Annotated in this window: 25 protein-coding genes; 12 read left to right on the top strand and 13 right to left on the bottom strand. The window is 39.0% G+C overall.

Annotated elements, in window-relative coordinates:
• Window positions 1–122: 122 nt before the first annotated feature.
• Window positions 123–491, bottom strand: coding sequence for a VOC family protein (locus V7O66_RS04330; RefSeq protein ID WP_406661749.1), 369 nt, complete (start codon window positions 489–491; stop codon window positions 123–125).
• Window positions 492–526: 35 nt separating this feature from the next.
• Window positions 527–2,023: a small ribosomal subunit Rsm22 family protein gene (locus V7O66_RS04325; RefSeq protein ID WP_406661748.1), complete on the bottom strand. Its 1,497-nt coding sequence runs from the start codon at window positions 2,021–2,023 to the stop codon at window positions 527–529.
• A 106-nt stretch (window positions 2,024–2,129) separates the two neighbouring features.
• Here V7O66_RS04325 and V7O66_RS04320 point away from each other — a divergent pair, with 106 nt between their 5' ends.
• Together V7O66_RS04320 and V7O66_RS04315 are read left to right on the top strand one after the other, a co-directional pair.
• Window positions 2,130–3,569 (top strand): ribulose-bisphosphate carboxylase, encoded by a 1,440-nt coding sequence (locus V7O66_RS04320; protein ID WP_406661747.1) that lies wholly within the window; start codon window positions 2,130–2,132, stop codon window positions 3,567–3,569.
• 1,080 nt (window positions 3,570–4,649) lie between these two features.
• Window positions 4,650–4,925 carry a zinc ribbon domain-containing protein gene (locus tag V7O66_RS04315; protein WP_406661746.1) on the top strand — a complete coding sequence of 92 codons (276 nt, stop codon included), beginning with the start codon at window positions 4,650–4,652 and terminating at the stop codon, window positions 4,923–4,925.
• 92 nt (window positions 4,926–5,017) lie between these two features.
• Here V7O66_RS04315 and V7O66_RS04310 read toward each other — a convergent pair whose 3' ends face one another.
• Window positions 5,018–5,443: a peptidylprolyl isomerase gene (locus V7O66_RS04310; RefSeq protein ID WP_406661745.1), complete on the bottom strand. Its 426-nt coding sequence runs from the start codon at window positions 5,441–5,443 to the stop codon at window positions 5,018–5,020.
• A 649-nt stretch (window positions 5,444–6,092) separates the two neighbouring features.
• On the opposite strand from V7O66_RS04310, the gene V7O66_RS04305 reads away from it, so the two are divergent.
• Window positions 6,093–6,674 carry a DNA alkylation repair protein gene (locus V7O66_RS04305; protein ID WP_406661744.1) on the top strand — a complete coding sequence of 194 codons (582 nt, stop codon included), beginning with the start codon at window positions 6,093–6,095 and terminating at the stop codon, window positions 6,672–6,674.
• Between the two features lie 141 nt (window positions 6,675–6,815).
• Window positions 6,816–7,415 carry a 4Fe-4S binding protein gene (locus V7O66_RS04300; protein ID WP_406661743.1) on the top strand — a complete coding sequence of 200 codons (600 nt, stop codon included), beginning with the start codon at window positions 6,816–6,818 and terminating at the stop codon, window positions 7,413–7,415.
• Between the two features lie 17 nt (window positions 7,416–7,432).
• On the opposite strand, the gene V7O66_RS04295 is transcribed toward V7O66_RS04300, so the two are convergent.
• Window positions 7,433–9,331, bottom strand: a complete 1,899-nt coding sequence (locus V7O66_RS04295) for a PAS domain S-box protein (protein WP_406661742.1) — start codon at window positions 9,329–9,331, stop codon at window positions 7,433–7,435.
• 132 nt (window positions 9,332–9,463) lie between these two features.
• Between V7O66_RS04295 and V7O66_RS04290 the strand changes: the two genes are divergently transcribed.
• The 3 genes from V7O66_RS04290 (at window position 9,464) to V7O66_RS04280 (ending at window position 10,934) form a co-directional block, all read left to right on the top strand.
• Entirely contained in the window at window positions 9,464–9,571 is a 108-nt protein-coding gene (locus tag V7O66_RS04290) for a PEF-CTERM sorting domain-containing protein (RefSeq protein ID WP_406662574.1), read from the top strand.
• 130 nt (window positions 9,572–9,701) lie between these two features.
• The gene (locus V7O66_RS04285; protein WP_406661741.1) at window positions 9,702–10,220 is read left to right on the top strand and encodes a pentapeptide repeat-containing protein; all 519 of its coding nucleotides are present in this window, start codon (window positions 9,702–9,704) and stop codon (window positions 10,218–10,220) included.
• Between the two features lie 60 nt (window positions 10,221–10,280).
• Window positions 10,281–10,934 (top strand): CDGSH iron-sulfur domain-containing protein, encoded by a 654-nt coding sequence (locus V7O66_RS04280; protein ID WP_406661740.1) that lies wholly within the window; start codon window positions 10,281–10,283, stop codon window positions 10,932–10,934.
• A gap of 4 nt (window positions 10,935–10,938) precedes the next feature.
• On the opposite strand, the gene V7O66_RS04275 is transcribed toward V7O66_RS04280, so the two are convergent.
• Window positions 10,939–11,409 carry a metal-binding protein gene (locus V7O66_RS04275; RefSeq protein ID WP_406661739.1) on the bottom strand — a complete coding sequence of 157 codons (471 nt, stop codon included), beginning with the start codon at window positions 11,407–11,409 and terminating at the stop codon, window positions 10,939–10,941.
• Window positions 11,410–11,531: 122 nt separating this feature from the next.
• On the opposite strand from V7O66_RS04275, the gene V7O66_RS04270 reads away from it, so the two are divergent.
• The 3 genes from V7O66_RS04270 to V7O66_RS04260 all read left to right on the top strand — a co-directional run bounded on the left by V7O66_RS04270 (window position 11,532) and on the right by V7O66_RS04260 (window position 13,412).
• On the top strand, window positions 11,532–12,092 hold the full coding sequence (locus V7O66_RS04270) for a class I SAM-dependent methyltransferase (RefSeq protein WP_406661738.1): 561 nt from the start codon (window positions 11,532–11,534) through the stop codon (window positions 12,090–12,092).
• A gap of 204 nt (window positions 12,093–12,296) precedes the next feature.
• The gene (locus V7O66_RS04265; protein WP_406661737.1) at window positions 12,297–12,803 is read left to right on the top strand and encodes a hypothetical protein; all 507 of its coding nucleotides are present in this window, start codon (window positions 12,297–12,299) and stop codon (window positions 12,801–12,803) included.
• Between the two features lie 63 nt (window positions 12,804–12,866).
• A complete protein-coding gene (locus V7O66_RS04260) occupies window positions 12,867–13,412 on the top strand; it encodes a hypothetical protein (protein WP_406661736.1) in 546 nt (181 codons plus the stop codon).
• A gap of 222 nt (window positions 13,413–13,634) precedes the next feature.
• Here the strand turns inward: V7O66_RS04260 and V7O66_RS04255 are convergent, their stop codons facing one another.
• Both V7O66_RS04255 and V7O66_RS04250 read right to left on the bottom strand, forming a co-directional pair.
• Window positions 13,635–15,224, bottom strand: coding sequence for a cohesin domain-containing protein (locus V7O66_RS04255; RefSeq protein ID WP_406661735.1), 1,590 nt, complete (start codon window positions 15,222–15,224; stop codon window positions 13,635–13,637).
• A gap of 272 nt (window positions 15,225–15,496) precedes the next feature.
• Window positions 15,497–17,173, bottom strand: coding sequence for an S-layer protein domain-containing protein (locus V7O66_RS04250; RefSeq protein WP_406661734.1), 1,677 nt, complete (start codon window positions 17,171–17,173; stop codon window positions 15,497–15,499).
• A gap of 210 nt (window positions 17,174–17,383) precedes the next feature.
• Here V7O66_RS04250 and V7O66_RS04245 point away from each other — a divergent pair, with 210 nt between their 5' ends.
• Complete coding sequence (locus tag V7O66_RS04245; protein ID WP_406661733.1) at window positions 17,384–17,842, top strand: hypothetical protein; 459 nt, start codon at window positions 17,384–17,386, stop codon at window positions 17,840–17,842.
• Between the two features lie 17 nt (window positions 17,843–17,859).
• Entirely contained in the window at window positions 17,860–18,492 is a 633-nt protein-coding gene (locus V7O66_RS04240) for a hypothetical protein (RefSeq protein WP_406661732.1), read from the top strand.
• Window positions 18,493–18,522: 30 nt separating this feature from the next.
• On the opposite strand, the gene V7O66_RS04235 is transcribed toward V7O66_RS04240, so the two are convergent.
• The 6 genes from V7O66_RS04235 to V7O66_RS04210 form a co-directional block, all read right to left on the bottom strand.
• Complete coding sequence (locus V7O66_RS04235; protein WP_406662572.1) at window positions 18,523–19,377, bottom strand: arsenic resistance protein; 855 nt, start codon at window positions 19,375–19,377, stop codon at window positions 18,523–18,525.
• A 225-nt stretch (window positions 19,378–19,602) separates the two neighbouring features.
• A complete protein-coding gene (locus V7O66_RS04230; RefSeq protein ID WP_406661731.1) occupies window positions 19,603–20,013 on the bottom strand; it encodes a threonyl-tRNA synthetase editing domain-containing protein in 411 nt (136 codons plus the stop codon).
• 223 nt (window positions 20,014–20,236) lie between these two features.
• Window positions 20,237–21,280: a succinylglutamate desuccinylase/aspartoacylase family protein gene (locus tag V7O66_RS04225; protein WP_406661730.1), complete on the bottom strand. Its 1,044-nt coding sequence runs from the start codon at window positions 21,278–21,280 to the stop codon at window positions 20,237–20,239.
• Between the two features lie 3 nt (window positions 21,281–21,283).
• Complete coding sequence (gene rimK / locus V7O66_RS04220; RefSeq protein ID WP_406661729.1) at window positions 21,284–22,189, bottom strand: 30S ribosomal protein S6--L-glutamate ligase; 906 nt, start codon at window positions 22,187–22,189, stop codon at window positions 21,284–21,286.
• A complete protein-coding gene (locus tag V7O66_RS04215; RefSeq protein WP_406661728.1) occupies window positions 22,186–22,668 on the bottom strand; it encodes an ATP-dependent zinc protease in 483 nt (160 codons plus the stop codon). Before V7O66_RS04215 ends, rimK begins: the two co-directional genes overlap by 4 nt.
• Before the next feature lie 209 nt (window positions 22,669–22,877).
• A complete protein-coding gene (locus V7O66_RS04210) occupies window positions 22,878–23,813 on the bottom strand; it encodes a hypothetical protein (protein WP_406661727.1) in 936 nt (311 codons plus the stop codon).
• Window positions 23,814–23,883: the final 70 nt, after the last annotated feature.

The raw sequence follows: 23,883 nt of genomic DNA, 5'->3' as shown, positions 1-23,883 counted from the left end.
CATATTCCGCTGCAATAAAGGAAACATAGAACTAAAAATGGATGGGAGTATCATCCCACTTATTAGGATGACTGCAACCTTTACTAGTCCCGGCAGGACTACTTTTTCATAATCATACTTCTTTACTCTGCATCTTCATTTTCTTCCCATAGGCCGAACAAATTCCCTTCGGTATCAAAGCAGATGGCAAGATAACCCCATCCTGGCACAGGCATCCGATTTGCCACGGTTCCGCCTGCTTTCTCAACCTTTGCAGCGTATTCCTCTATGGAAGTAACTCCGATAAAACTGGTAATTCTCTCCCCTGCATCTCCCCGAAGTCCCATTCCTCCTCCGACACCAGGATTTCCTTCAAGGTCTGTGGTCTCTATCAGGTAATAATCATCCATACCTTCAGGTTTCTCGAATTTCCATTCGAAAATGCCTGAATAGAATTCTTTTGCACGCTCAAGGTCATCTGTTGGTATATCAAAGTGTACTAATGTTGGCATATCCTCACCCCAATATAAATTTGGGGTGGAGGAATTTATAGGTTTCCTTCCACAAGCTCGATGAAAGATCCTTTGCCCACCAGCAGGTTATAAGAGTCGGTGATCTCATTGTATTTTACCAGTACATTCTCGATAGACAATATGTCACCATAATTTGCTTTTCTCAGGCTGATATTTTCCTCGGTTATGTTATGTAATGGCATAATGGCATACACGGATTTTCTTGAAGTCCCGTCACATACCTTGTAGACGCTGTAGTTCTCATTAGCAAGGTCACTTGACATCAGAGAGCATATTACGTTTATACGCTTGCCGATGTGCTTTTGCAGATGTGAGAATCTGAGGAATCTGGCTTTTGAAGGGACGCGGTATTTCTTTTCGCTGAGTTTGTCCTTTCGCAAGATCGCATAGGTATATTTGATATCCGTATTGATGTAGCGATATGATTCCGGGCAATCTGCCATTGTCTGCATGAGCCTTGTGGACTTGATGTCAGGTTTCTGTTCAAAGCTCCAGCAGCTTTCAGGCGTACATCCTGGGCCCCAGATAAAGGAGCAAGGTCCGTATATTCCGAGTCCTCTTTCCTTAAGTTCAATAGTGAGTTTGCGAGCTTCTATTGAATTAACCTTGTCCGCTGGTTCGATGATAATAATGTTCCCATCTTCGGAGAGTTTCCCGGAGAGCTTCATCACAATATCAGCCTTCTGCTTTGTGTCCATTCCTTCCAGTTCATTTAGGACATTAGAGAAGACCATAAGGTCTATTTTATCAGGGATCTTTTCCATATCCAACTTCTTTATGTCAGCTTTTATGGGCTCCTGGATGGATACTTTGGACCTTCTTCCTGCGTACTCCGGCACCAGGAATTTGTAGGCTTCAATGTTCTCATCGTACTTCTCTATTGAATAGATGGTCGCACGATGATCATCAAGTCTGTTGTAGAGGTCCACTATGGACAATGGGACTGTTCCTGCACCGGTCCCTACATCCAGTATCGTCATGCGTTTTTTCAGCAGTCCCTCTTGCATCATTTTGTAGAGTATGTGCTGGGACTGGACAAAATATACGGGGAACTGATATGCCAGATACCCGAGAATATGGTAGCCTTTTTCATAGCTGATATTCCTGGCTTTTCCTTCTTTCCAGTATTCGCTCTTCTGTGCAACCACAGCCTTCCTTATTTTGTCAAGCATTTCAGGGTCGTTCCACTTTTTAGCGGTCTTCTTCTCAACATATTGCTCAATAAGCCTTTCAAGTTTCCGTGAAACCGTGGCAGACTTAAAAAAGACAGTGTTTTTCTTCAGCTCGGTTTCCGTTAATTCTATCTTTCCCTTCGGTGCATGGGAAACCTTAAAGTCATCGCCCTGGGCGATCACATCAATTCCAATATCAAAGGATAAGGGGTAAATAATATTGTAAATATCCTGTGTGGACATTTCACTCTTTATATAGTTGCGAATCTCGGACAACATGAAATCCTGCTTCATGCGCGAGACGTATTTTATTGCTGATATGATTTCCCTTTCAGACATATAATGCCTGATTGGTCTGGAGGGATAATAAAGTTAGTGATTAAAACCCATCTCAGGGCTAATTATCTTAAAAAAACTCAAATAGATTGCTAACTTTTATTCCTATATGAATCCTATTTATGAAGATCTGGTCAAATCGCTTAACTCCAAACAGGAAGCCTATGTGAATCTGGAACTGGCTGATCCTTCAAACGGAGAATACCTCCTTGCTGTTTTCCATCTTGTGCCCGGGGGTAAATTCAACATATTGCAGGCAGCATCAGAGGTTGCAGCAGAATCATCCACCGGTACGAATTTCAAGGTTAACACGGAGACTCCGTTTTCCAGAACCATGAATGCACTGGTCTATCAGCTTGATATTGAAAGGGAACTTGTGTGGATAGCCTATCCGTGGAGGCTTTTTGACAGGGGCGGAAACGTCCAGAATATTCTTACATATATAGTTGGAAATATTCTTGGGATGAAGGAAGTCGCTGCTTTAAGACTTCTTGATGTCTGGTTCTCTCCTTCCATGCTTGAACAGTACGATGGTCCAAGCTACACTGTTGATGATATGCGCAAATACTTGGAAGTTTATGACAGGCCAATTCTTGGAACTATCATAAAACCAAAGATGGGTCTGACTTCTGCAGAATATGCAGAGGTCTGTTATGATTACTGGGTGGGCGGAGGAGATTTTGTCAAGAATGACGAACCTCAGGCAAATCAGGATTTTTGCCCTTATGAAAAGATGGTCAGTCATGTAAAGGAAGCTATGGATAAGGCAGTTAAGGAAACAGGGGCAAAAAAGGTCCATTCATTCAATGTTTCAGCAGCTGACTTTGACACCATGATCGAAAGATGTGAAATGATAATCAATGCAGGATTTGAGCCTGGAAGTTATGCATTCCTCATTGACGGGATAACGGCCGGCTGGATGGCTGTGCAAACTCTCAGGCGAAGATATCCGGACGTATTCCTTCATTTCCACAGAGCAGCCCATGGAGCTTTTACAAGACCTGAGAATCCCCTGGGATTCTCGGTACTGGTGTTATCCAAATTTGCAAGGCTTGCAGGTGCTTCAGGAATTCATACAGGTACTGCAGGTGTTGGCAAGATGAAAGGAACTCCGGAAGAAGATGTTGTTGCTGCACATGGTATCCAGTACTTAAGCTCACAAGGACATTTCTTTAAGCAAAGCTGGGCGAAGGTCCCTGATTCTGATAAAGATGTAATATCCCTTGTGAATGAGGATATAGCCCACCATGTAATCCTGGAAGATGACAGCTGGAGGGGTATGAAGAAATGTTGTCCTATCGTCTCAGGTGGTCTTAACCCTATCAGACTGAAGCCTTTCATAGATGTGATGGGTAATGTGGACTTTATTACAACAATGGGCTCCGGAGTACACGCACATCCACAGGGAACTCAGGCAGGTGCGAGAGCATTGGTACAGGCATGTGATGCTTACCTTAAAGGGATAGATGTCGCAGAGTATGCTAAAGATCATGAAGAACTGGCTCAGGCAATTGATTATTTCACAAAGGCATCAAAGGATGCTATGTGATCATTTTTTATCTTTAAATATTGAAAACAGTAAGAAGATTTGAAGTACCGGGAATTTATTTCCCTTCCCGGTATTGCGACAATAACCCTGTTCCAAATGGAACATTTTTTCCCAAATCGCTCATACTCCAAATAATTGTGATAGCTGAAAGCCTGAACGGAAACAGACCCGACGTTTTTTTGTGGAAGTAACGTAGAGAGAGGTGGGTCTGTTAACGTTCGTTTTATCTTGATTCGTTTTTTACTTCAGCTTCCGATTAGTCCATATCGTACCACCGAATGGTCATGCAATCGCTCTGAATCATCAGTTTGTGTGACTGCAATATCTAGTATTATTTTTAACTATATAAATATATCTACACTTTAATATATAATGAGTATAATGATGATGAGATTTAGTATTTACACAGTAAGACATATGATCCATCAAATAAGATACAGGATATGGATTACATTATGCTATATATGGCTCTATCACTTAAGCTCACAAGACCATTCCTTTAGGCAAAGATGGGTGAATGTGCATGATCTTGATAATGGTCAAATAACAGCTGTGAATAAGATTAACTTCAGAATGTAACCTTTTTTAGTTTTAAAGTTGTTGAAAAAAGTAAGATGATTTGAAGTACCGGGAAGTTTCCTACCTTCCCGGCATTGCGACAATAACCCTGTTCCATATGGAACATTTTTCCCAAATCGCTCATACTCCAAATAATTATGATAGCTGAAAGCCTGAACGTGAACAGATTCGACGTTTTTTTGTGGAAGTAACGTAGATGAGTTAATCTGTTAACGTTCGTTTTATCTTGATTCGTTTTTTATTGCTTCAGCTTCTGGTCAGTCCATATCGTACCACCGAATGGTCATGCAATCACTCTGAATCATCAGTTTGTGTGACTGCAATATCTAGTATTATTTTTAACTATATAAATATATCTACACTTTTATATATAATGAGTATGATGATGATGTATGGGTTTGAAAATTTGCGATGTAACAAAATTATTATATAGTGTGCAAAATAATGGTGAACTACGTAATATTATTTATTAATCATCAAACTTGTTTTTTGGGTTAAAACATGAATGTAAGGGGAATGGAAAAAACGGTTTTTTGCCAGAGTTGTGGAATGCCTCTGCAATGCGGTGATGATCTGGGAATAAATGTAGATGGGACAAAGAACGAGGAGTATTGTACTTATTGTTACTACAAGGGTGAATTCACAGAACCAGATATCACTATAGAAGAAATGATAAACAAATATTCCAGAATAATGCAGGAAATTGGAAGTATATCTCAGGAAGATGCAAAAAGAATAAGCATGCAGACTATTCCACAATTGAAGAGATGGAGATGAGCTTCGTAGTATCCATCATTTATATTGATCAATAATGGTTCAGATGCCCATGTTCACAAACTGAACAATGGGCTTGAACATGTTTTCTATATTTATGCTTCAATGACTTTGATATTGAAGGTCAGTGCCTTGCCGGCAAGAGGATGATTCATGTCCAGCTTGACCTCATCTTCGGTCATACCGACTATCTTTGCAGGCATCTGCTGGCCATCCGGGCTTTTTACGAGCAACATCATGCCAAGTTCAATTTCCATATCTGCCTTGATGTACTCTTTTGGGATTGACTGGGAGAGGGCATCGCTGTATTCACCATAAGCCTCAGCAGGCTCGATCCTAAACTCTTTTTCGCCACCTAATTCCATATCTCTTACAGCATCATCAAAGCCTTTAATGACCTGACCGGAACCGACTGTAAATTCAAGTGGTTCGCCATGGTTTTCAGAGCTATCAAAAACTGAACCGTCATCAAGGGTGCCAGTATAATGTATCTTTATTGTGTCGCCGTCTTTTATTGCCAATATATCAACTCAATGTTCTGTAAAAACGGGTCTTGCCCATTTTTTGTATCCGAGGTAGCCTACATTACTTAGTTGTTTTGGTGAAGGCAATAAGGTATCATAATAAAAAAAGAGTAAAAGTATACCGAAATGGAATTGGCAGCTATTTCTTTTTGGATAGATGTGAACCTTCCATTTCGATGTACAATTGACGTTTAACTATCGAGCGTTTAATGACTTGATCCCAGTCAAGGCAATTTCTTATCAGATGCCATTGCAAGATTCCCAGTCCTGCAATAATCTCTTGAATAGTTTGCTTCTTACCACACTCTAAAATGTCTGAAACGTTGGTGTGTTCTTCTTGATAATTTCCACTCCACAGTTAAACCTCCACTTTTTATTTGGGAATTCCCAATTCCCAGTTTGTTTGTTGGGTCTTCATACCCATTTTAAGACTTTCTACTTTTTTGTATATAACATAAATCCTTTCAACGTTTCAATGATACTGCAAAATTTAACGGTGTTAAATTTTTATTTTGGATAAAGAACAAAATAATGATGGGAAGTATTTATAGATGTTTTTGAAAAAATAGAACAGCATGAATGAAAAAATAATAAATGCATTTTATGCCAATAAAAATGCTGAACAAGCAGAGCAAATGTCTCTTATATGAAAAACAATTTCCCGTTTCTGGGAATAAAGAAGCCACAAAGAGCTGTTTTACAAAAAGAATTCATAAAACAATGCAAAAAGAACAAGGAAATTGATTGGGCTTTCATCTTCAGGCTCTGGGAGCTTCCGGAGAGGGAGTTCCAGTATTTAGCAGTGGATCTCTTAATCGCTTTGAGCAATGAGCTTCAGGAAACCAATATTGACAAAATAGAACAACTAATTACCAACAGATCGTGGTGGGATACTGCAGATGCTCTGGCATCAAATGTAGTCGGCAAGATGTGTAAAAAGCATCCAGTGCTTCAAAAAAATACCATATTGAGCTGGAGTAAAAGCGATAATATCTGGCTTTCAAGAAGTGCCATATTGTTCCAGTTAAAGTACAAGGAAGATACAGATACCGATCTGCTCAGCAGGATCATTCTCAAAAACAGCAATTCAGATGAATTTTTCATTAACAAGGCAATCGGTTGGGTGCTAAGGGAATACTCAAAGACCAATAAGGAATGGGTAAAAAGTTTCATTCAGAAAAATGAATTGCACCCTTTGAGTATCAGGGAAGCTAGCAAGTACCTGTGAAATTGACTTATCTTTTCAATAAACAGATTTCGAGAATTGGAGTAAGTCTTTTAGGATAGATTTTTGAAATATCCAATCCTATATTTTTACTGATGCTTTAACTTAGAACCTAAAATATGATAATCAATTGAGAGGTATATCATGGACGATCCATTGGAATTTCTGAGAAATATCAAATCCGTATCCGTTGCAACAGTTGATAAGGGAAGACCAGCAGTCAGAATGGCTGACGTTATGCTACATGAAGGTGGCAAACTCTATTTTGTAGTTGCACGGGGCAAACCTTATTGCAAACAGTTGCAGGCAAATCCCGAGGTTGCCATTGTGGCAATGGATGAGAATTATGTTACTATAAGGGTCAGGGGAAAAATAGAATTTGTTGACCGCAGTCTTCTTGAAAGGATATTCGAGGAAAACCCTGTACTTAAGCAGCTGTATCCCGGAGAGACCAAAGAGATCCTTGAAGTGTTCTGCCTTCCAAAAGGGGTTGGAGAAGTGTTTGATCTTTCAGTTACTCCACCAAAGCGTGAAAGGTTTGCCTTTGGCGGTGCTACTGTAGAGGAGAGTGGTTACAGTATCAATAGAAACTGTATTTCATGTGGCATTTGTAAGGATGCCTGTCCTGTGGAGGCTATCAGTGAAGGGGATATCTACAAGATAAATAGTTTGATCTGCCTGGAATGTGGGAATTGTTATGAGAAGTGTCCAGTTGATGCGATCGATCAACCAAAGGAATTTTGAGATATTCGACTTCATTATTAACAAATAGGGTCATGTTCAACTTTGCAACCTACAGGTACTGTTAAAGTGAATGTACTTCCCTTTCCGAGTTCGCTTTCAACGTGGATTCTTCCATCATGCATTTCAACATAGTGTTTAACAATTGCAAGTCCCAATCCGGTTCCTTCATATTCACGGTTAGGGGAAGAACTCACTTGCTTAAATGGTTCGAATATACTTTCTTGTTCATTAAAGGGGATACCAATACCATTGTCTGATACAGAAATTTGGAGTTTGTCAGCAATAACTTTTGAGTTAATCCATACCTTACCACTTTTCGGCGTGAATTTGATCGCATTGCTGAGAAGATTGTACATTATCTGCTTGAGCTTTATTCTGTCGGCATATACTTCCTGATTTTCAAATTCGATATTGGATTCAAAGACAATGGATTTACTCTTGGCCATGGGTTCTGTTAACATTACGATCTCATCAATTGTCTGTATCAGGTTAATTCTGTCAGGTTTGTATTTCATTTTTCCCGATTCAATTTTTGAAATGTCGAGTATATCATTAATCAATTCCAGCAGATGCCTTCCGCTATTGAGGATATTAGATACATACCTTGTTTGCCTTTCGTTCAAATCACCAAATATCCTATCATCTAACACTTGAGAAAAACCGATAACTGAATTGAGTGGTGTACGTAACTCATGACTCATATTTGCAAGGAATTCTGATTTGGTGCGATTTGATTCCTCAGCAAGAACTTTGGCCTGAATAAGAGCCTTTTCAGCTTCCTTGCGCTCAGTGATGTCCTTGACAAATCCAACCATACCAATGAGGTCACCTTCTATATTTTTTATAAAATGGCCAACATCTTCAATAACGATATATCGTCCATCTTTTCTGAGAAACCTGAATTCGAGATTAGCAGATTCCTCGGTTTCGATGACTTCACTGGATGCTCTCTCGAAATATTCTCTGTCTTCCGGATGAATCAGCTCTATCCAGCGTTTAAGTCCTCCTTCCATCTCAGTCATACTATAGCCTAACACTGTTTCCAGTTCACCGCTATAGGTTACATCATTAGTCTCAATATTCCAGTCATAGAGGACATGTCCGCTTGCTGCAACAGCAGCATCATACCGTTCTTTCCAGAGAAGGACCTCTTCTTCAGCATTCTTGCGTTCAGTGATGTCTGTCAAAATAAGCGTAAGCCCAATCACATTTCCTTGTGCATCCTTAAGGGGGCTGTATACATTCTCATACCAACACCTTTCGAGTAACACATCTCCATATTCTTCAATAATGGTGAATGCTTCACCGGCAAGAGCCCGATCGAAGTTCACTTTTGCCTTCTCCTTATCTGCAGGGTCTTTGATGTAATTAAGCATACTAACGCCAACCTCAATATTGGCGTCCCATATATGTTTCATTGTTCCCTGATGATTTTTGTTGAAGGCAATGTATCGGTACTTCCTGTCAATGGCAAATATGACAACATCTTTTGGACTTTCAAGAACTCCCTGCATTAGATTGTATGCCTGTCGGTATTTCCATTCACTTTGTTTCAGCACTTCTTCAGCTCGCTTACGCTCGGCGATATTTCTGGCAACAATCAGATTGGCTGGAGCTCCTTTATAGTCGATTGGACGAATGTTAAGTTCAACTGGAATCAAAGAACCGTCTTTACACTTGCATATAAGTTCAATGATTCCTCCTCCTTGTTTTAATTTTTCAACGACCTGCACATGTACAGATTCTCTAAATTCCGAAGGTATTATGTCTGTTATCTTCATCTGTAAATTTTCGTCCTTCGAATATCCCAGATCATCACAAGTTATCTGGTTCACATCCAAAAAATTACCATCAGGGCTATAGATAACAATTCCATCATTTATAGAATTAAATATAGTTTCATAAACATTGTCCACTCCTTCCCCTCCCTAAAAAGTAAAACATGTTCCATAAATTGTTTATTATAATAGCATGGATTATAATATAAATATCTTTTTATTAAGACAGTTGATTTGCAAGCTGTGCATGTAGATTTTTGTAAATAATGCCTGAATGTTTGTCCATCAAATAATATTCCAGAATTCCCAACAATTGCATTGCCTATTCTCTCTATAATAGGTATGATGTTCCTGTTTCATAGAAGAAAGGGTAAATAAACAAATTTGCCCTATTTTTTTGTAAAAGCAAGTGTCTTAAACGTGCTACTTACTGAGATGATTCTGAAATGACATCTCATTTTTACATGTGCGAAGAAATCATATAGAGTAGTAATAATATCTTCCAATCATGGAATATCAGAATGAAGAGTTTGAAGCAGAAACCTTTGAGGATATTGATCTTACGGGTGTTTCTTTCAAAAATTCAAAGTTTATTGATTGTGATTTTGAAAACTGCAACTTATCAAACGTAGTTCTGGACAACACAAGATTTCAGGGTGTAAGATTCAAGAGATGCAAGATTATGGGTTTGGATTTTACAAAATGCAATATATTCCTGCTAACTATTGGTTTTGAAGACTCTTTCCTTTCTCTTTCAGTGTTTTCCGATATCAATTTAGAAAATACAGATTTTACAAATTGTCAGGTGTATGATTGCGATTTTGTAAATACTAACCTCAAAAATGCGAATTTTGAAGAATCCGACCTTAAGAACAGTATTTTTGGAAATACGAATTTGAGCTTTACATCTTTCAGGAATGCAAAGAACTATGATATAGATCCGAATAATAATTTTCTAAAAAAGACAAAATTCTCTGTCCCTGAAGTCATCTCTCTTTTGAACATCTATGATATTGAACTGGAATGAATAACTGGTAAACTTCAAAACTTATAAATCCAATGAAAATCGAGTATTTAAGGGGATTTCATGGGAAAAGAAGACGAAAATATAATTGAAGTATCAAAAGATGGACCGTACGTTCTGAATGTTGTTATGACAATTAGGAATTCAAAAGGTATTTTCATTGAGAAAGAGCTCACTGAGGAACAGCCAAACATTGCATTATGCAGATGTGGAGGCTCAACGGACAAGCCATTCTGTACTGGTGCGCATGTGGATAATGGATTCACCGGGGAGAAACAAGAAGACCGTGTTCCTGATAAAGTGGACACTTACAAGGGAAAGAACATTACTATTCATGATAACAGGGGAGTTTGTTCTCATATAGGCCACTGTAGTGACAACTTACCCTCAGTATTCAGGATGGACACAGAACCCTGGATCGACCCGGATGGTGCAGAACCAGAAGAGATAGCAAAGGTAATCAGGATGTGTCCTTCCGGAGCATTGAGCTATACTATGGATGGAGAACTCCACAAGGAATATCCCCATGAACCGGAAATTTTCGTAGGAAAGGACCGCCCTTATCAGGTTGTTGGCAAGATCAAGCTCGATGATCCGGATGGCTCAACACCTGAGACACAGGACCATTATACTCTGTGCAGATGCGGTTCTTCCAAAAATAAACCGTTCTGTGATGGCAGTCACTGGTATGTTGAATTCAAAGATGAAAAGAATTGAATTTTCAAAACCAGCTTTTCATTTTTGATACCAGAAAGTCCGATACTATATGGACTTCCATTGACAGAACCATCCCTGCAATGGATACTACAATAAAGCTTACAGGTATATCCTGCAGTCCAATGCCCGCAATCAGCAGCAATAAGACTACTATCAATGCAAGGTTGATCACAATGGACAGGGGTCCAATGATGGGATTATGGGAGAGTCCTCTATGCTTGAATATAACCTTGTAGGGCCACCAGAGGATCCTGAACATCTTCCATCTTTTGTAGGGTGTACTCTCTATGTCAAGGTCCGGACTGAGGAAGAATGTTGCAAACAGATAGGAGATAGAAAAGACGGATATCGTGTAAATATCCAGATATCTTAGAGCCATTTCATTTTTTTGCCATAGAATAAGATAGGAAAGACCTGCCAGTACAACTATCAGCACTGCAATGTTTATCTTGTCATGTGTTTTTGCATCTGGCATTGTTAATCGGTCCCATGAATATGAATTTAGGTCTTTAATGATGTGGGTGACTTTATATCTTCGCCTCATGAACACTATAATTCTTAATAAGAGCGGAATAAAGGGTATAAAAGGGGGATATTGTGAACATTAGAATTAGTCGTGTTTGCCCGTCTGAAATAGCAGGTATCCTGGATAACAGTATTCGAAGATGGTTCCAGGAACCTCAGAAGATACTGGCTCCTTATGTCAATGAAGGGATGACAGTTCTGGACCTTGGTTGCGGTCCGGGCTTTTTGTCAACAACCATAGCTCAGATCGTCGGTAACTCAGGACGTGTCATAGCTGCCGACCTGCAGGAAGGAATGCTGCGCAAATTGAGAAACAAGATCAGGAATACTGAGTTTGAGCAACGTATCACGCTGCATAAGTGTAAAGAGGATGAGATAGGTGTATCAGAGAAAGTTGACCTTGTCATAGCCTTCTATATGCTTCATGAGGTTCCATATCAGGAAAAGACTCTTAATGAGATAGGATCGATCCTAAAACCCAAAGGACGTTTGCTCTTAGCAGAACCATATATCCATGTTTCAAAGAATGCATTTGAGAAGACCATTAAAAAAGCCTTGAATGCCGGATTCACTGTTGTGGAAAGACCAGATATACCTTTTAGCAGAGCAGTTGTTTTGAAAAAAATTAGATAATTACTTTCTCTTTTTTACTTTCTACAAAATTTCCTTAAAAATATTGTTTAGAATTATAGTTTCCATACATTTATGATTTTTTAGAGTACATTATAATTTACTTATGCATAACATTATTTATTTTAAATAGTATATGGGGGAATACAAACGAAAATTGAACTAGATGCAATAATGGTTTTTGGTATGTTATTTGTTCTTTCTATAATGCTTGCTGGTACAGCGGCGGCAATCACAGTATCTGATGAATCGGCTTTGGCACAGAGTAATGGGGCAGACTACACAGAAGGAGGCTACCTGGATACTGACTTTGCTACAAACATGATGGCAGAGTGGTGGTATCTGAATGGGGATACGAAGCTTGTAGCTGATGACGGGGAAGAGAGGGATCTTGGCTTTTTTGTTGTTCTTGCACATCAGGAATCACCTATGATGGTGACTCCCGATGGAACTCCACTTTCCTATATGCTTAGTTTCTACGGTCTTTATTACGAGAACGGTACGTCACTTTTCAACAATGTTGATAGCTACATTCCACAAGCTATGCTCAGTGATTATGTAGCGATTCACACGCCTTATGTGGATTATATGTTCCCCGATGGGATGAAGAGTTACAATGGTTCCCAATCCCAGGGATACGAGTTGAACTATACATGTGAGGATATGGAAATGGACCTATTCTTCCAGACCGATGCGGACAGGACTGTGGACTAGGCCGACGCTCCTCTCAGGTTCATCACCTACGAGCATGCCTGTGGTAACCTGAGTGGTTCTATCGTGCTTGATGGCAAAAGGTACACAGTGGTACAGGGTGAAGGATACATGGACCACATGCTATCAATGACCACCACAGATATCACATGGCCAATGGAGATGCATGGCTGGAGCTGGTCTGAAGTAACAACAGACAACTACCAGACGGTCTTCTACGCTGTCAGAGATATAGCAGGCGACGGTTATGACGAATACTCATACAAACATCTGATACTAATGGAAAGATGCACTGGAAATGTCATCTCCGAGTATTTCGATGATGAGATAGATATCGATGAAAATAACTGGATTAGCGAGAACCAGTACAACAGGATGAGGCCAGCCAGCGCCAAACTATCAACATCCGATCTTACTGTTACCATGAATGCCGACAATACAGCTGTCTTCAATTACATTACCCCGATCGAGAACGGGGGATTCGTTGACTTCATGTCCTTCCAGAAGGAAGGTGCATCCATCCAGTACAATGATACCATCGAGGAAGGGAGTGCTTTCTGGGAGTATCTGGTAAGCGATATGGGTGCACTCTTCCAGCGCAGAAGAGAATGAAGGCTAATTAATTGGAGATTCTAATTCTCCACCTCTTTTTTGGATTAATTCAAATCGATATGAATGTGAAATCAAGGATATAGTCTGCTGCTCTGAATATTCTATCATGAGTTCAAATTTGGCAGATTGGGAAAGTTTAACGATGAGTCTGTTTTCAAAAATATAAACAAAATGCGGAAAAAAGGTAAAAGAGGTTTTACCCTCCTTTTCATCCATATTCTGTTATGCCAAAATACATTCCTTTTCAACAAACACGTAGTAGCCGTTGTACATGTCCATATTGAAGATGTCTGCACCTACCTGATTTCCTCCGAGGAGTCCTTCTTTATTGTTGTATCCAACAAATGCATATTGATTTTCAGAACTTATCCACGGACCTTTGATCATTATACAGGAATCATCTATGGTACAGAGAGCATACTTGGCAGGCAGTTCAATTATGGCTGTGTGACCAATTGCATTCCATCCTGGATATAGGTTCAAAGATGGTGGGCATGAAGGTACTTTTGGTTCAAGGTAAAGCTCATTGATAATTGCAGATCCTGACATATTGTTGTGTATCCAATAGCCTTTCAATGCTTCAAATTCGGTAGGCACAAGCATCATGCCTGAATATGCATCGTCGTAGAATATCATGTCTATCTTATTGTCACTTAAGTCCTGTAGTATATGGTTAATGGATGCTTCATCCAGATTCTCAGGGAACGAGATCAGGTTCCAGCCAGGTTGCAGACTGATGCCGCCAATTTCCATTTCTGCTTCTTCATCAACTTCTTCTAGATACTCATCTATCGGGATATCACCTATTGGTATCTTGCTCGATAGATTTGAGAGCTCAACAGTACTGTTAATGACAAATGTATTGGATATCGCAATGTTGTTCTCATCTTTAAGCACAACATTTCCCAGACCAAGGTTATACATTCCATTAGATGCATCATCCTTTACTTCAAAGTCAATAGTAAAGAGCTCACCAAATACGAGTGCGAAGGTGGCTTCATTTGTGGTTACTTCGTAAGATATAGTTCCCGCACCATTATCACCACTTTCAGGTGCTGCCAGTGTACCGGTACCGAAGAAATCTTCATCTGTAATACCAGTGACCATGATAGCTGAAGGATCATAATTCAACTGAAGAGCAACATCATTCAGCGAGTAACCATCCGAGATCACTTTGATAGTGGCTTGGAACTTATCTCCTGGAGCAAAGGGACCTGGATCTGAAATTACCTTTAATGTAGTAAATGGGCTGCTGGTTGTGACTAAAAGCTGTGTGTCATTAACAATTACCTCTGGTATGACAGCATGGTTTCCATCTATGAGCATTACTTTATTCAGGTCCAGCTCATACATGTCATTTGTAGCTTCAGGTTTTACCTCGAATTCCAGTGTAAGTAAAGTACCTTTAATTGGCCCAGATGATGCGAACTTGGTAGCCATGGAAAATAAGTAGGTTCCCTGAAGGGATCTCGAAACAGTTAAACCTTTCAAACCGTCTAAATCTATCAATTCTTCATAGGTGGCATTGTTGAGTTGAAATGCAGTACTGTCATAATCTATGTAAACTTGGAGAGCTCTTAAATTATTCTCCCCTGAATCCAGTTCTACCGTTACCTGGAATTTATCCCCTGGTTCAAAATGGCCCGATGGAGGTATTGAAGGCGGATTGATCGAAACAGTGGGCGGTGTTGTAATGACACCGGTGCCAGCATCATCTACAGAAATCGTATCTGCCGCAGCTGTACCTGCAACCATGATCAGAATAGCAAAAGCTATTCCAAAACAAATTCTCATATTTTGTTTAATTCTCATTTAATCCCAACCCTGCAACAATCAAAATTAATGTTGCACTAATGCATACATCTCAATTTTACTATATTATAATTAAAGAAAATTTAGGATATATGGGTTTTGAATTATTGTTTCTAAACTGAGTTACTTGTGGCAAATATCCAGTATTCAATCTAGGAATTAACAAATTGAAATGAATGATTCTCGTACTTCGCCAGAGATACTGTTTTAAAAATAAAAAAGAAATATGGAAAAAGGTAAAAGAGGTTTCAACCTCCTTTATCTATATTGTCTCATGCCAATACACATTCCTTTTCAACAACCACGTAGTATCCGTTGTACATACTCATATTGAATGAGTCTGTGCTTATCTGATTATCTCCAAGAATCACTTTTTCACTGTTGTATCCAACAAATGCAAATTCACCTTCAGAACTTATCCATGGACCATATATCTCTGTATAGGAATCATCTATGGTACTAAGGGCATATTCGGCAGGTAGTTCAATCTTAGCTGTGTGACCAATTGCATTAAATCCTGGATACAAGGTCAAAGATGGTGGTCTCGATGGTACTTTTGGCTCAAGGTAAAGTTCATCTATAACGACATTTCCTGACATATTATTGTGTACCCAGTATCCTTTTAATGCTTCAAATTCGGTAGGCACAAGCATCAGACCTGAATATGCATCGTCATAGAATACCATATCGACCTCATTCTTATTGAAGTCCTGTAGTATATGGTCAATGGATGATTCATCCAGATTCTCAGGGAACGATATCAGGTTCCAGTCGGGTTGTAGAATGATACCACTATCAATGACCTTGATATAATCAACTTTTGTCTCTGTATCGCTTTCATACATGTTGCCTATAGTGAGTGTGATATTGTATGAGCCAGTTGATGTGTATGTATGTACTGGGTTTTTGGTGGTATAATCTACAATGTTATCACCATCCACGTCCCATTCCCATGAATCAGCGTTAGTAGAAAGGTCGGTGAACTGAACAGTCAATGGTGCAATACCGGATGTTGTATTTACAGTAAAATCTGCAATTGGATATATTGGTTCTACACATCTCGATAGGTAAAAGGTGAGATTTTCTGTATCGTCCGTTACTTTGAATTTCATTCCTTCCGCTATCTCTTGAATTGAACCAGACCTCAAATATACTGATTCATCATAATTCACCATGTAGAGTGAATTAGTAACGCTGTCAACTTCCAGAATGCCGAATTCATCAGAGGTCTCTACCTCAAGTACTTTCTGGAAATCAATTAACCAAAGTCCATTGATCAAAATAGAGCTTTCAGCTTGAGAAATCTCTGCAATATTGACCCTAAAGACTTCAACATCATTCTCACCTGCGATATCAAGATCCAAAATCCACGTTGCAGGTCCTGCACTTGTATCGATAACTTCATCGTCAATTAATGTTCCATCTTTTGTAAACTCCAGCCAGACCTTGTCACCAATTACATCAATTTGTAAGAGAGTAAGTTCATATCCATTTCCAAGATCAAGTGTCTCCCCAACTTCAAGGGTGTAATTTTCTCCACTATCGACAAGTAGTCTGGCAAGTTCACCTGCATCAGAGTCACTTATTGGAACATAGATATCCTTGAAGAGTGCTATTAGTGGATAGGTTTCACTATCCCATGCACTGCTTTCATATTCAACCTGCTCGATTTGAGTTTTATATACAAGTCCACCTTCATTGATGGTTCTGTCTGATACAAAATTCCCACCGTAGATCTTGAGAGTTTCCCCCGGAATGAATCCAGCGAAATTACTTGCATTCATTTCAATAAAATCGGAATTATCAAGACCTACAATGTCATTAAGATCAGTTCCATTGTACACTGGTCCATCTACAGTAATTGTTTCTGCTGCTACTGTACCTGCAGCTATTATCAAAAAAATAAAAGCTATTCCAAAATAAATTGTCATACTTTGCTTAATTCTCATTTAACCCTCACTCCCTTAACAATTAAAATAAATATTGCTTTAGTATATATATCTAAAACTCACCATATTATAATTATATAAAGTTAGAATATAGGATTTTTGAATTATTGTTTCTAAGCTGGGTTACTTGTGACAAATTTGATGACCATAGGTTTATCAATTTAGAATTAAAAAGTTAAATAAGCACCACAAGGGATGGGGTGTAATAATATGCATAAAATAAAAGACACTGGTTTTTGGATCCTTATCAGCATCGGTATATTGCTGACAATATTTCTTCTGCTGGGTCAAACACTATCATTGATAGATTATGATCTGACTGTGTCACTTGGATTACAGGAATCCGTAGAAGAGGTCAGCGAAGTTGGTATAGCCTGGGCTAAGGGCTTTGCATTCGGGGATACTGTATTCTATCTTCCATTATTGGTGATGGGGATAATCGGATTATTGAAAAAAAGGGCATGGGGTCTTTACTCAATGTTTGGAGCATTGGCAATTACCGTTTACTGGCCGATTGTCAGCTTGTTTGCTATCTTTATTGGAAAGGATGCTTTGAATCTGGATCCGGGTAAATATGTTTCATTTTCAATAGTCCTTCCTCTGATCGTAATCTATGGTTTGTGGGGAATGTGGTATTTGTATAAGAACAGAAATGAATTAGTGAACTGAATTAAAAGTAGGCGATAATGATGTTTCTAGGACATTATGCAGTCGGATTTCTATTAAAAAAGAAATTCAATGCACTTCCTCTATGGATATTATTTATTGCAGTCCAGCTTGTTGATATTCTGGCATTTACTCTGGTGTTATTTGATGTGGAAAAAATGAGCTATAATCCCACCAGTAATCCTTTCCTAAGAACATCCATGGACTACATCCCATTCACTCATTCTTTATCGAGTAGTTTGGGTATTGCGCTTATTGTTTTCCTGGTCTTTTGGAAACTAAAGAACAAGACATGGGGAATTGCACTCTCAATGGGAGTAATATCACACTGGTTCATTGATTTCATAGCTCACAAACCAGATATGCCTCTTATTTTTGATAGCTATAAAGTTGGTCTGGGATTGTGGAATTATCCATGGATAGCCTTTTTAGTCGAAATTGGTTTTTTCATTGGAGCAGGATATTATCTTTACAAAGATTCTGAAAATCTTAAAAGACCAATTATACTAATGGCTATTTTAGTTATATTTTATACTCCAACAATGTTTGCACCAGAAGGGGAAGTACCGGTAGTAATAGTCGGTATTTTGAGTTTAAGCTTCTATACAATATTCGCAGTTTTGACCTGGTGGACCGAGAGGGGGAAAAAATAAAAAATGATTTTATTCAGTTCTCGGTTATCTTCAGGCGACTTCGTCATCTTCATGTAACCATCCCTTCCTGATCCGCAACAAGGTATGAGATATAATACCCAATACAGGCAATTCTATTAAAGGACCGATCACAAGCGCTAGTGCGATCAATGGCTCATCCGGAAAGGCAGTAAGCGCAATTGCCAACACTATAGGGGAGTTACGGGCAAGAGTTGTCAGGTTCAAACTGGCAGTGTCCTGGTAGGAAAAACCAAGATACCTTCCAATCATCTGTCCGAAAATGAATACGATCACGAAAAAGAGCAGTATCGGAGTCAGGAGTTTTAACAGGATCAGTGGATTTTGAATTAATTGCTCGCCCTGTGAAGCGAACATGGAGACAATTGCAAGATTTAAAAAAGAAAACTGTACATGATCGAGTTTCGGGAAAATCTTTTCTTCAAGCCAATATTCTCCCTTCATCCTTGGAGCCGCTATCTTTGAGAGAAGGGAGATCGAAAAGGGGAAAAATAGTATAAGGATCACACTTTCAACAAGTAAAGCGGAATCGATGGTTGCAATGGTTCCTGCAAAAATTAGCAGGTATATGGGCAATAATATCAATTGGAGAATGAGGTTCATGGGGAGAATGGATGCTGAAAGTGGAACATTACCACGTGCAATACCTGTAAAAAGGAGATACCAGTCAGTACAGGGAGTCACCATGAGCATGATAAAACCTATCCACAGAGCCGGAGTATCCTTTAAAAAGAAAAATCCCAGAACAAAGGCTAAAAGCGGATTAAATATGAAATTTATACTTGCACTTACCCTTGCAAATTTCCAGTTTTTAAAAGAATTCTTCAATTGATTCAGAGGAACTTGTAAAAAAACGCCATATAGCATAACCATTAGAAAAGGAACAATAAAAAGCCCTGCATAATTCTGGATAATTTCTATATGACCAAGAATCAATCCGGATGCCACAGATGCTAAAATAAAGAAGGATTGATATTTTTCAATATAATTCACATAAATGCTATAATGGTCACTTTATTTAGTGATATTGGGATGTGTATTTATGCAGAAATCGGAGATATATGGATAAAAAGAAATAATATGTTTATTCATTCATATCTCTTTGAAAACCTTTGCCAGAGATTCACCTTTGACGTGGATCGAAAACTCAGAGAAGTATCCGAAAGGAGTGGTATAAACTTCTATGTTCTTTTCTTCCAGTTTATCTTTTATTTCATATATCATCTCGGCTGCAAATTCGGGAGACGATGTGCTTGATGACAGGTGGGCAAATGAATGCAGGACTATTTTATTCTTGTCTAGTTTATTGAGGTACCACTTGAAGTTCTTCAATGCACTTTTCATGACCTTGTTCTTTCTTTCCTCATCTTCCATTTCAACATGCATGAAAACAACGGCAGCATTATCTATTTTTTCTTCCTTTTTTACGTCTTCCACGTGCTCCAGTGTTTTGCTGAAGGTCTCGAACCAGAAAGATTCAGTATCAAACATTAGCATTTTCATGAAAATATCACTCCTCGATATAACAGATTTTTATTATATACCCGTCCCGCCCAAAAATAATTCTCAGTAATTAATTTTGAAGCTGAACATATAAGTCTATTGAATAGCGATTATTTTTCTTCAACTCTTGATTCTGAAAGCTCGTTTCTAATGAAGATGCTTCTCCTCAATGTTCATGAAATAGCTATACGTATCAGTAGTGAAAATAATAACATAAAAAGAGTTATACCAGGGGAATTTCCTCACTTTTGATTTCATCAGTTAAGGGGTTAAGTTCATCTTGATATGTTTCTATGCGATTAGAAACTTCTTCTGCTTCGGAATATTTAGCAATGTTAAATATAGCCTCACCCTCATGTGTAAGTGGTAGATTTGTTTTTCCGATGACTATTCCAGATATTGAACTCAGTACTTCCGTTTCAATCTCGCCCAATGGATTATTTATATAAGCCAATATATCACCATTTTTAACCAGTGTTCCCAAAGGAACAATTGAACGTAGTATTCCACTTTCCGGTGATCTAATCCATTGAGTAGATCCGGAAACGAGGGTTTTGTACTCTTTTTTCTTGCTTTTTGGTCTCATGCCTAAATAAGACATAACTCCAAGGATACCCTTCACGCCTGCTCGAATGGCAACCTCATTAAATCGGAGTGCTTCACCAGCTTCATACAATAGGACTGGTATATTGTGTTCACGAGCCGCTTCTTGTAATGATCCATCACGCATTTCAGCATTTATTATGACCGGCACACCAAAAGCACGAGCTATGGCCTCAATTTCGGGATTATCTTCCAAAGAGGCACGGATCTGGGGTAGATTCTCCCGGGCAACAGCTCCTGTATGAAGATCAATTACATGGGTACAATGGTCTATTATTTCTACCATCAGGATGTTCGCCAGACGAGATGCCATTGATCCTTTTTTTGAACCCGGGAATGATCGGTTCAGGTCCCTTCTGTCGGGAAGATAACGGGACTGGGAGACAAACCCAAATACATTTACAATTGGAATGGCGATAAGTGTTCCTTTTAGATTATTGATAGTTTTTTGTGCAAGGATACGACGAATTATCTCAACACCATTTATCTCATCTCCATGTATTGCAGCGCAGATAAGCAAGCATGGTCCCGGCTTGTGTCCATGTATAATATGAACTGGCATTGATGCTGATGTATGAGTGTAAAAACTGGGAATGGGTAATTCAATGGATTTCCTTGTTCCCGGTTGAATGGTTGTGCCTGCGATCGTGATAGGTGGCTGCATGGATTAACCTTTTCCGCGAGTTCCTGTCTTGCCGACTTTGCAGCTCTTTTCTATATATTCAATGATCATGCCTGCAATATCCTTCCCTGTCGCAGCTTCTATACCTTCCAGACCCGGACTGGAGTTAACTTCCATTACCACAGGTCCGTGATTGGAGCGTAAAAGGTCAATACCTGCTACATTGAGTCCCATGATATTTGCAGCACGTATAGCAGTTGAACGTTCTTCAGGTGTGATCTTTATTATCTCTGCTGAACCTCCCCTGTGTATGTTCGACCGGAATTCACCACTTGCTGCCTGTCTTTTCATAGCTGCAACAACTTTACCACCGATAACAAAACAACGAATGTCGGCTCCATTAGCTTCTCTGATGTATTCCTGAACCAGAATGTTGGCTTTCACACCCATGAAACCTTCTATCACACTTTCTGCAGCTTTTTGTGTTTCTGCCAGTACTACACCAATACCCTGTGTACCCTCAAGCAGTTTAACAACCAGAGGTGCACCACCAACCATTTTAATCACATCTTTAATGTCATCAGGTTTACTTGCATATCCCGTAACAGGCAGGCCAATGCCTTTGCGAGAGAGTAATTGTAAAGAGCGCAGTTTGTCTCTGGAGCGGGTAATTGCAACCGATTCGTTCAAGGGGTAAACTCCCATCATTTCAAATTGTCGCAGGACAGCAGTACCGTAGAATGTCACAGATGCACCGATACGGGGAATAACAACATCAAAGCCTTGAAGTTCCTCACCCTTATAATGAATAGAAGGTTTGTGAGAGGTAATGTTCATGTAAGCACGTAATACATCTATTACTTGAATTTCGTGTCCTCTTTCTGCTGCTGCTTCAATTAAGCGACGAGAAGAGTATAGACTAGGACTTCTTGACAATAAGGCAATTTTCATTTGTAATCCTCAGGTTTCAGTTTATATCGTGAGAATGCATCAATTTTACCATTTATATATGACTCATCGGGATCTACCACTGCCCAATTTTTCATTGCGCTACGGCCCAGCAACATCCTAAAACGCATGGTATCGCGGTCAGTAAGCGTTAATTCAATGGGATAGCGGCGGGATGCAATAATAATTTCCGTTTCAATAACATAGCGCATTTCCATATGACCGCCTGAATCAGTTACCCTTCGTCGGTCTTTTAGAGGTGCTATACATTCTATCTGGAAATCTTGATTCTCTTGTATCGGATGGACCAAAAACCGGACCATTTCAATACCATTCTCTTTGTAAAGCTCTATATTAAAGGCATGCAGTGAAGATGTTTTGGCACCAGTGTCCACTTTAGCTTTGATGGCGTGCAAACCCAGATCAGGTAATGCGACCCACTCCCTCCATCCAAGCATTAATTTCTGTTCATTTTTGTTCATAAGAGCCGGTCAAATCAAATATTTTTTTTTAATTAACTGTTTACATAGTTTCCTATAAAAGGACATTCATAACCAAAAGTTCATTGTTTTATGGTAATCGAATTTTAAATTCGAAAAGAGCATTTAAGTATATATTTTATGTGGTGGAATGAAGAAACTCAGCAGTAAAACTATTGACAAGAAATAAATGAGAATAGAGAAAATAGTTTTCATTTGTATTCATCATATTTTTTATCTATCCTATTTACCAGGAAAGTGATCCATTTACTAGGTTCTTTCTTTTGTCCAAAGTCAAATTCAGCATATGATCTGGCAACAGATTCTGCATAGTACTTTCCATCAGATGATCTTTGATGAACAAAACTTAACATATCTTTGAAAGTCTCACTTTTTATAGCATATGGGAATAATGATAAAACATCCATAACACGCAGAATTCCGTATTTAACAGCAGGGTATCTTAATCTTGTAAACTCGGTCCCGATTCCGAATCCATATGGTCTCCAATTATCCACTCTCTTCTCCCAATGTTCAAGTAGCAGATCAATAGCACCATTGAACCTGGAATCGGTTCTATATTCTTCATACTGGCCGACTAACATTAATATGTTCAAATTATCCATGGGACACGATTCTGTATTTTGAAGTCTATTACCGACAGCCCTACTTTTGGCACAGTGCCAGCCACCGTCAAGGCGTTGTGAGTCCAGAATCATTTCAATGTATTTCTTGAGTCGCAGATCATTCCTGTAATCCATTTTTGCTATTGACGAGAGAAGGATTGCAGATATGCAAAAGTAATTCGGTTTCATATCCTTCTCGGTGATAAATGAACCGTCAGGTGATTGAAGGCTGAAGAATTCCTCTATCTGCTCATTCAATTTCAAGTCACTTATAGCAAGACCAATATCTGCAAGAAAAAACAGGTCCCAGTAAGCATTTCCGGTTTTACTGTATTTCACATCCCCTGTTCTGATCGCTGGGATGCCAACATGCTTGTCTTTTAGTCGGTCTATTATCTTCATTATAGAAGGGTCTTGTAATGCCAGATTGACATCTGGTTTTAAATTAAGAAGCTGAAGTTTTACAGCATACTGTAGCCATCCGGGACCTTCAAGCATCCAGTTAATGATGTCCTTGTCCATGATTGACCCCCTAATTTCAGGATCAAACTGCCTCTTACAGTTCAATTTCCTTAAGATCACAATAAGATTA

The sequence above is a fragment of the Methanolobus sp. ZRKC3 genome (genome assembly GCF_045291275.1).
In the GTDB taxonomy this organism is placed as follows: domain Archaea; phylum Halobacteriota; class Methanosarcinia; order Methanosarcinales; family Methanosarcinaceae; genus Methanolobus.
Note: the sequence above shows the minus strand (reverse complement) of the source record. Positions and strands in the feature narration are given on the sequence as shown.

Bases quoted from the DNA above. Each gene is read 5' to 3' on its own strand.
- V7O66_RS04320 (WP_406661747.1), top strand. From the start codon at position 2,130: ATGAATCCTATTTATGAAGATCTGGTCAAATCGCTTAACTCCAAACAG.
- V7O66_RS04315 (WP_406661746.1), top strand. From the start codon at position 4,650: ATGAATGTAAGGGGAATGGAAAAAACGGTTTTTTGCCAGAGTTGTGGA.
- V7O66_RS04305 (WP_406661744.1), top strand. From the start codon at position 6,093: ATGAAAAACAATTTCCCGTTTCTGGGAATAAAGAAGCCACAAAGAGCT.
- V7O66_RS04255 (WP_406661735.1), bottom strand. From the start codon at position 15,224: ATGAGAATTAAACAAAATATGAGAATTTGTTTTGGAATAGCTTTTGCT.
- V7O66_RS04245 (WP_406661733.1), top strand. From the start codon at position 17,384: ATGCATAAAATAAAAGACACTGGTTTTTGGATCCTTATCAGCATCGGT.
- rimK (WP_406661729.1), bottom strand. From the start codon at position 22,189: ATGAAAATTGCCTTATTGTCAAGAAGTCCTAGTCTATACTCTTCTCGT.
- V7O66_RS04275 (WP_406661739.1), bottom strand. From the start codon at position 11,409: ATGCCAGATGCAAAAACACATGACAAGATAAACATTGCAGTGCTGATA.
- V7O66_RS04265 (WP_406661737.1), top strand. From the start codon at position 12,297: ATGCTTGCTGGTACAGCGGCGGCAATCACAGTATCTGATGAATCGGCT.
- V7O66_RS04325 (WP_406661748.1), bottom strand. From the start codon at position 2,023: ATGTCTGAAAGGGAAATCATATCAGCAATAAAATACGTCTCGCGCATG.
- V7O66_RS04250 (WP_406661734.1), bottom strand. From the start codon at position 17,173: ATGAGAATTAAGCAAAGTATGACAATTTATTTTGGAATAGCTTTTATT.
- V7O66_RS04235 (WP_406662572.1), bottom strand. From the start codon at position 19,377: ATGCTATATGGCGTTTTTTTACAAGTTCCTCTGAATCAATTGAAGAAT.
- V7O66_RS04300 (WP_406661743.1), top strand. From the start codon at position 6,816: ATGGACGATCCATTGGAATTTCTGAGAAATATCAAATCCGTATCCGTT.
- V7O66_RS04285 (WP_406661741.1), top strand. From the start codon at position 9,702: ATGGAATATCAGAATGAAGAGTTTGAAGCAGAAACCTTTGAGGATATT.
- V7O66_RS04330 (WP_406661749.1), bottom strand. From the start codon at position 491: ATGCCAACATTAGTACACTTTGATATACCAACAGATGACCTTGAGCGT.
- V7O66_RS04210 (WP_406661727.1), bottom strand. From the start codon at position 23,813: ATGGACAAGGACATCATTAACTGGATGCTTGAAGGTCCCGGATGGCTA.
- V7O66_RS04280 (WP_406661740.1), top strand. From the start codon at position 10,281: ATGGGAAAAGAAGACGAAAATATAATTGAAGTATCAAAAGATGGACCG.
- V7O66_RS04240 (WP_406661732.1), top strand. From the start codon at position 17,860: ATGATGTTTCTAGGACATTATGCAGTCGGATTTCTATTAAAAAAGAAA.
- V7O66_RS04225 (WP_406661730.1), bottom strand. From the start codon at position 21,280: ATGCAGCCACCTATCACGATCGCAGGCACAACCATTCAACCGGGAACA.
- V7O66_RS04215 (WP_406661728.1), bottom strand. From the start codon at position 22,668: ATGAACAAAAATGAACAGAAATTAATGCTTGGATGGAGGGAGTGGGTC.
- V7O66_RS04230 (WP_406661731.1), bottom strand. From the start codon at position 20,013: ATGAAAATGCTAATGTTTGATACTGAATCTTTCTGGTTCGAGACCTTC.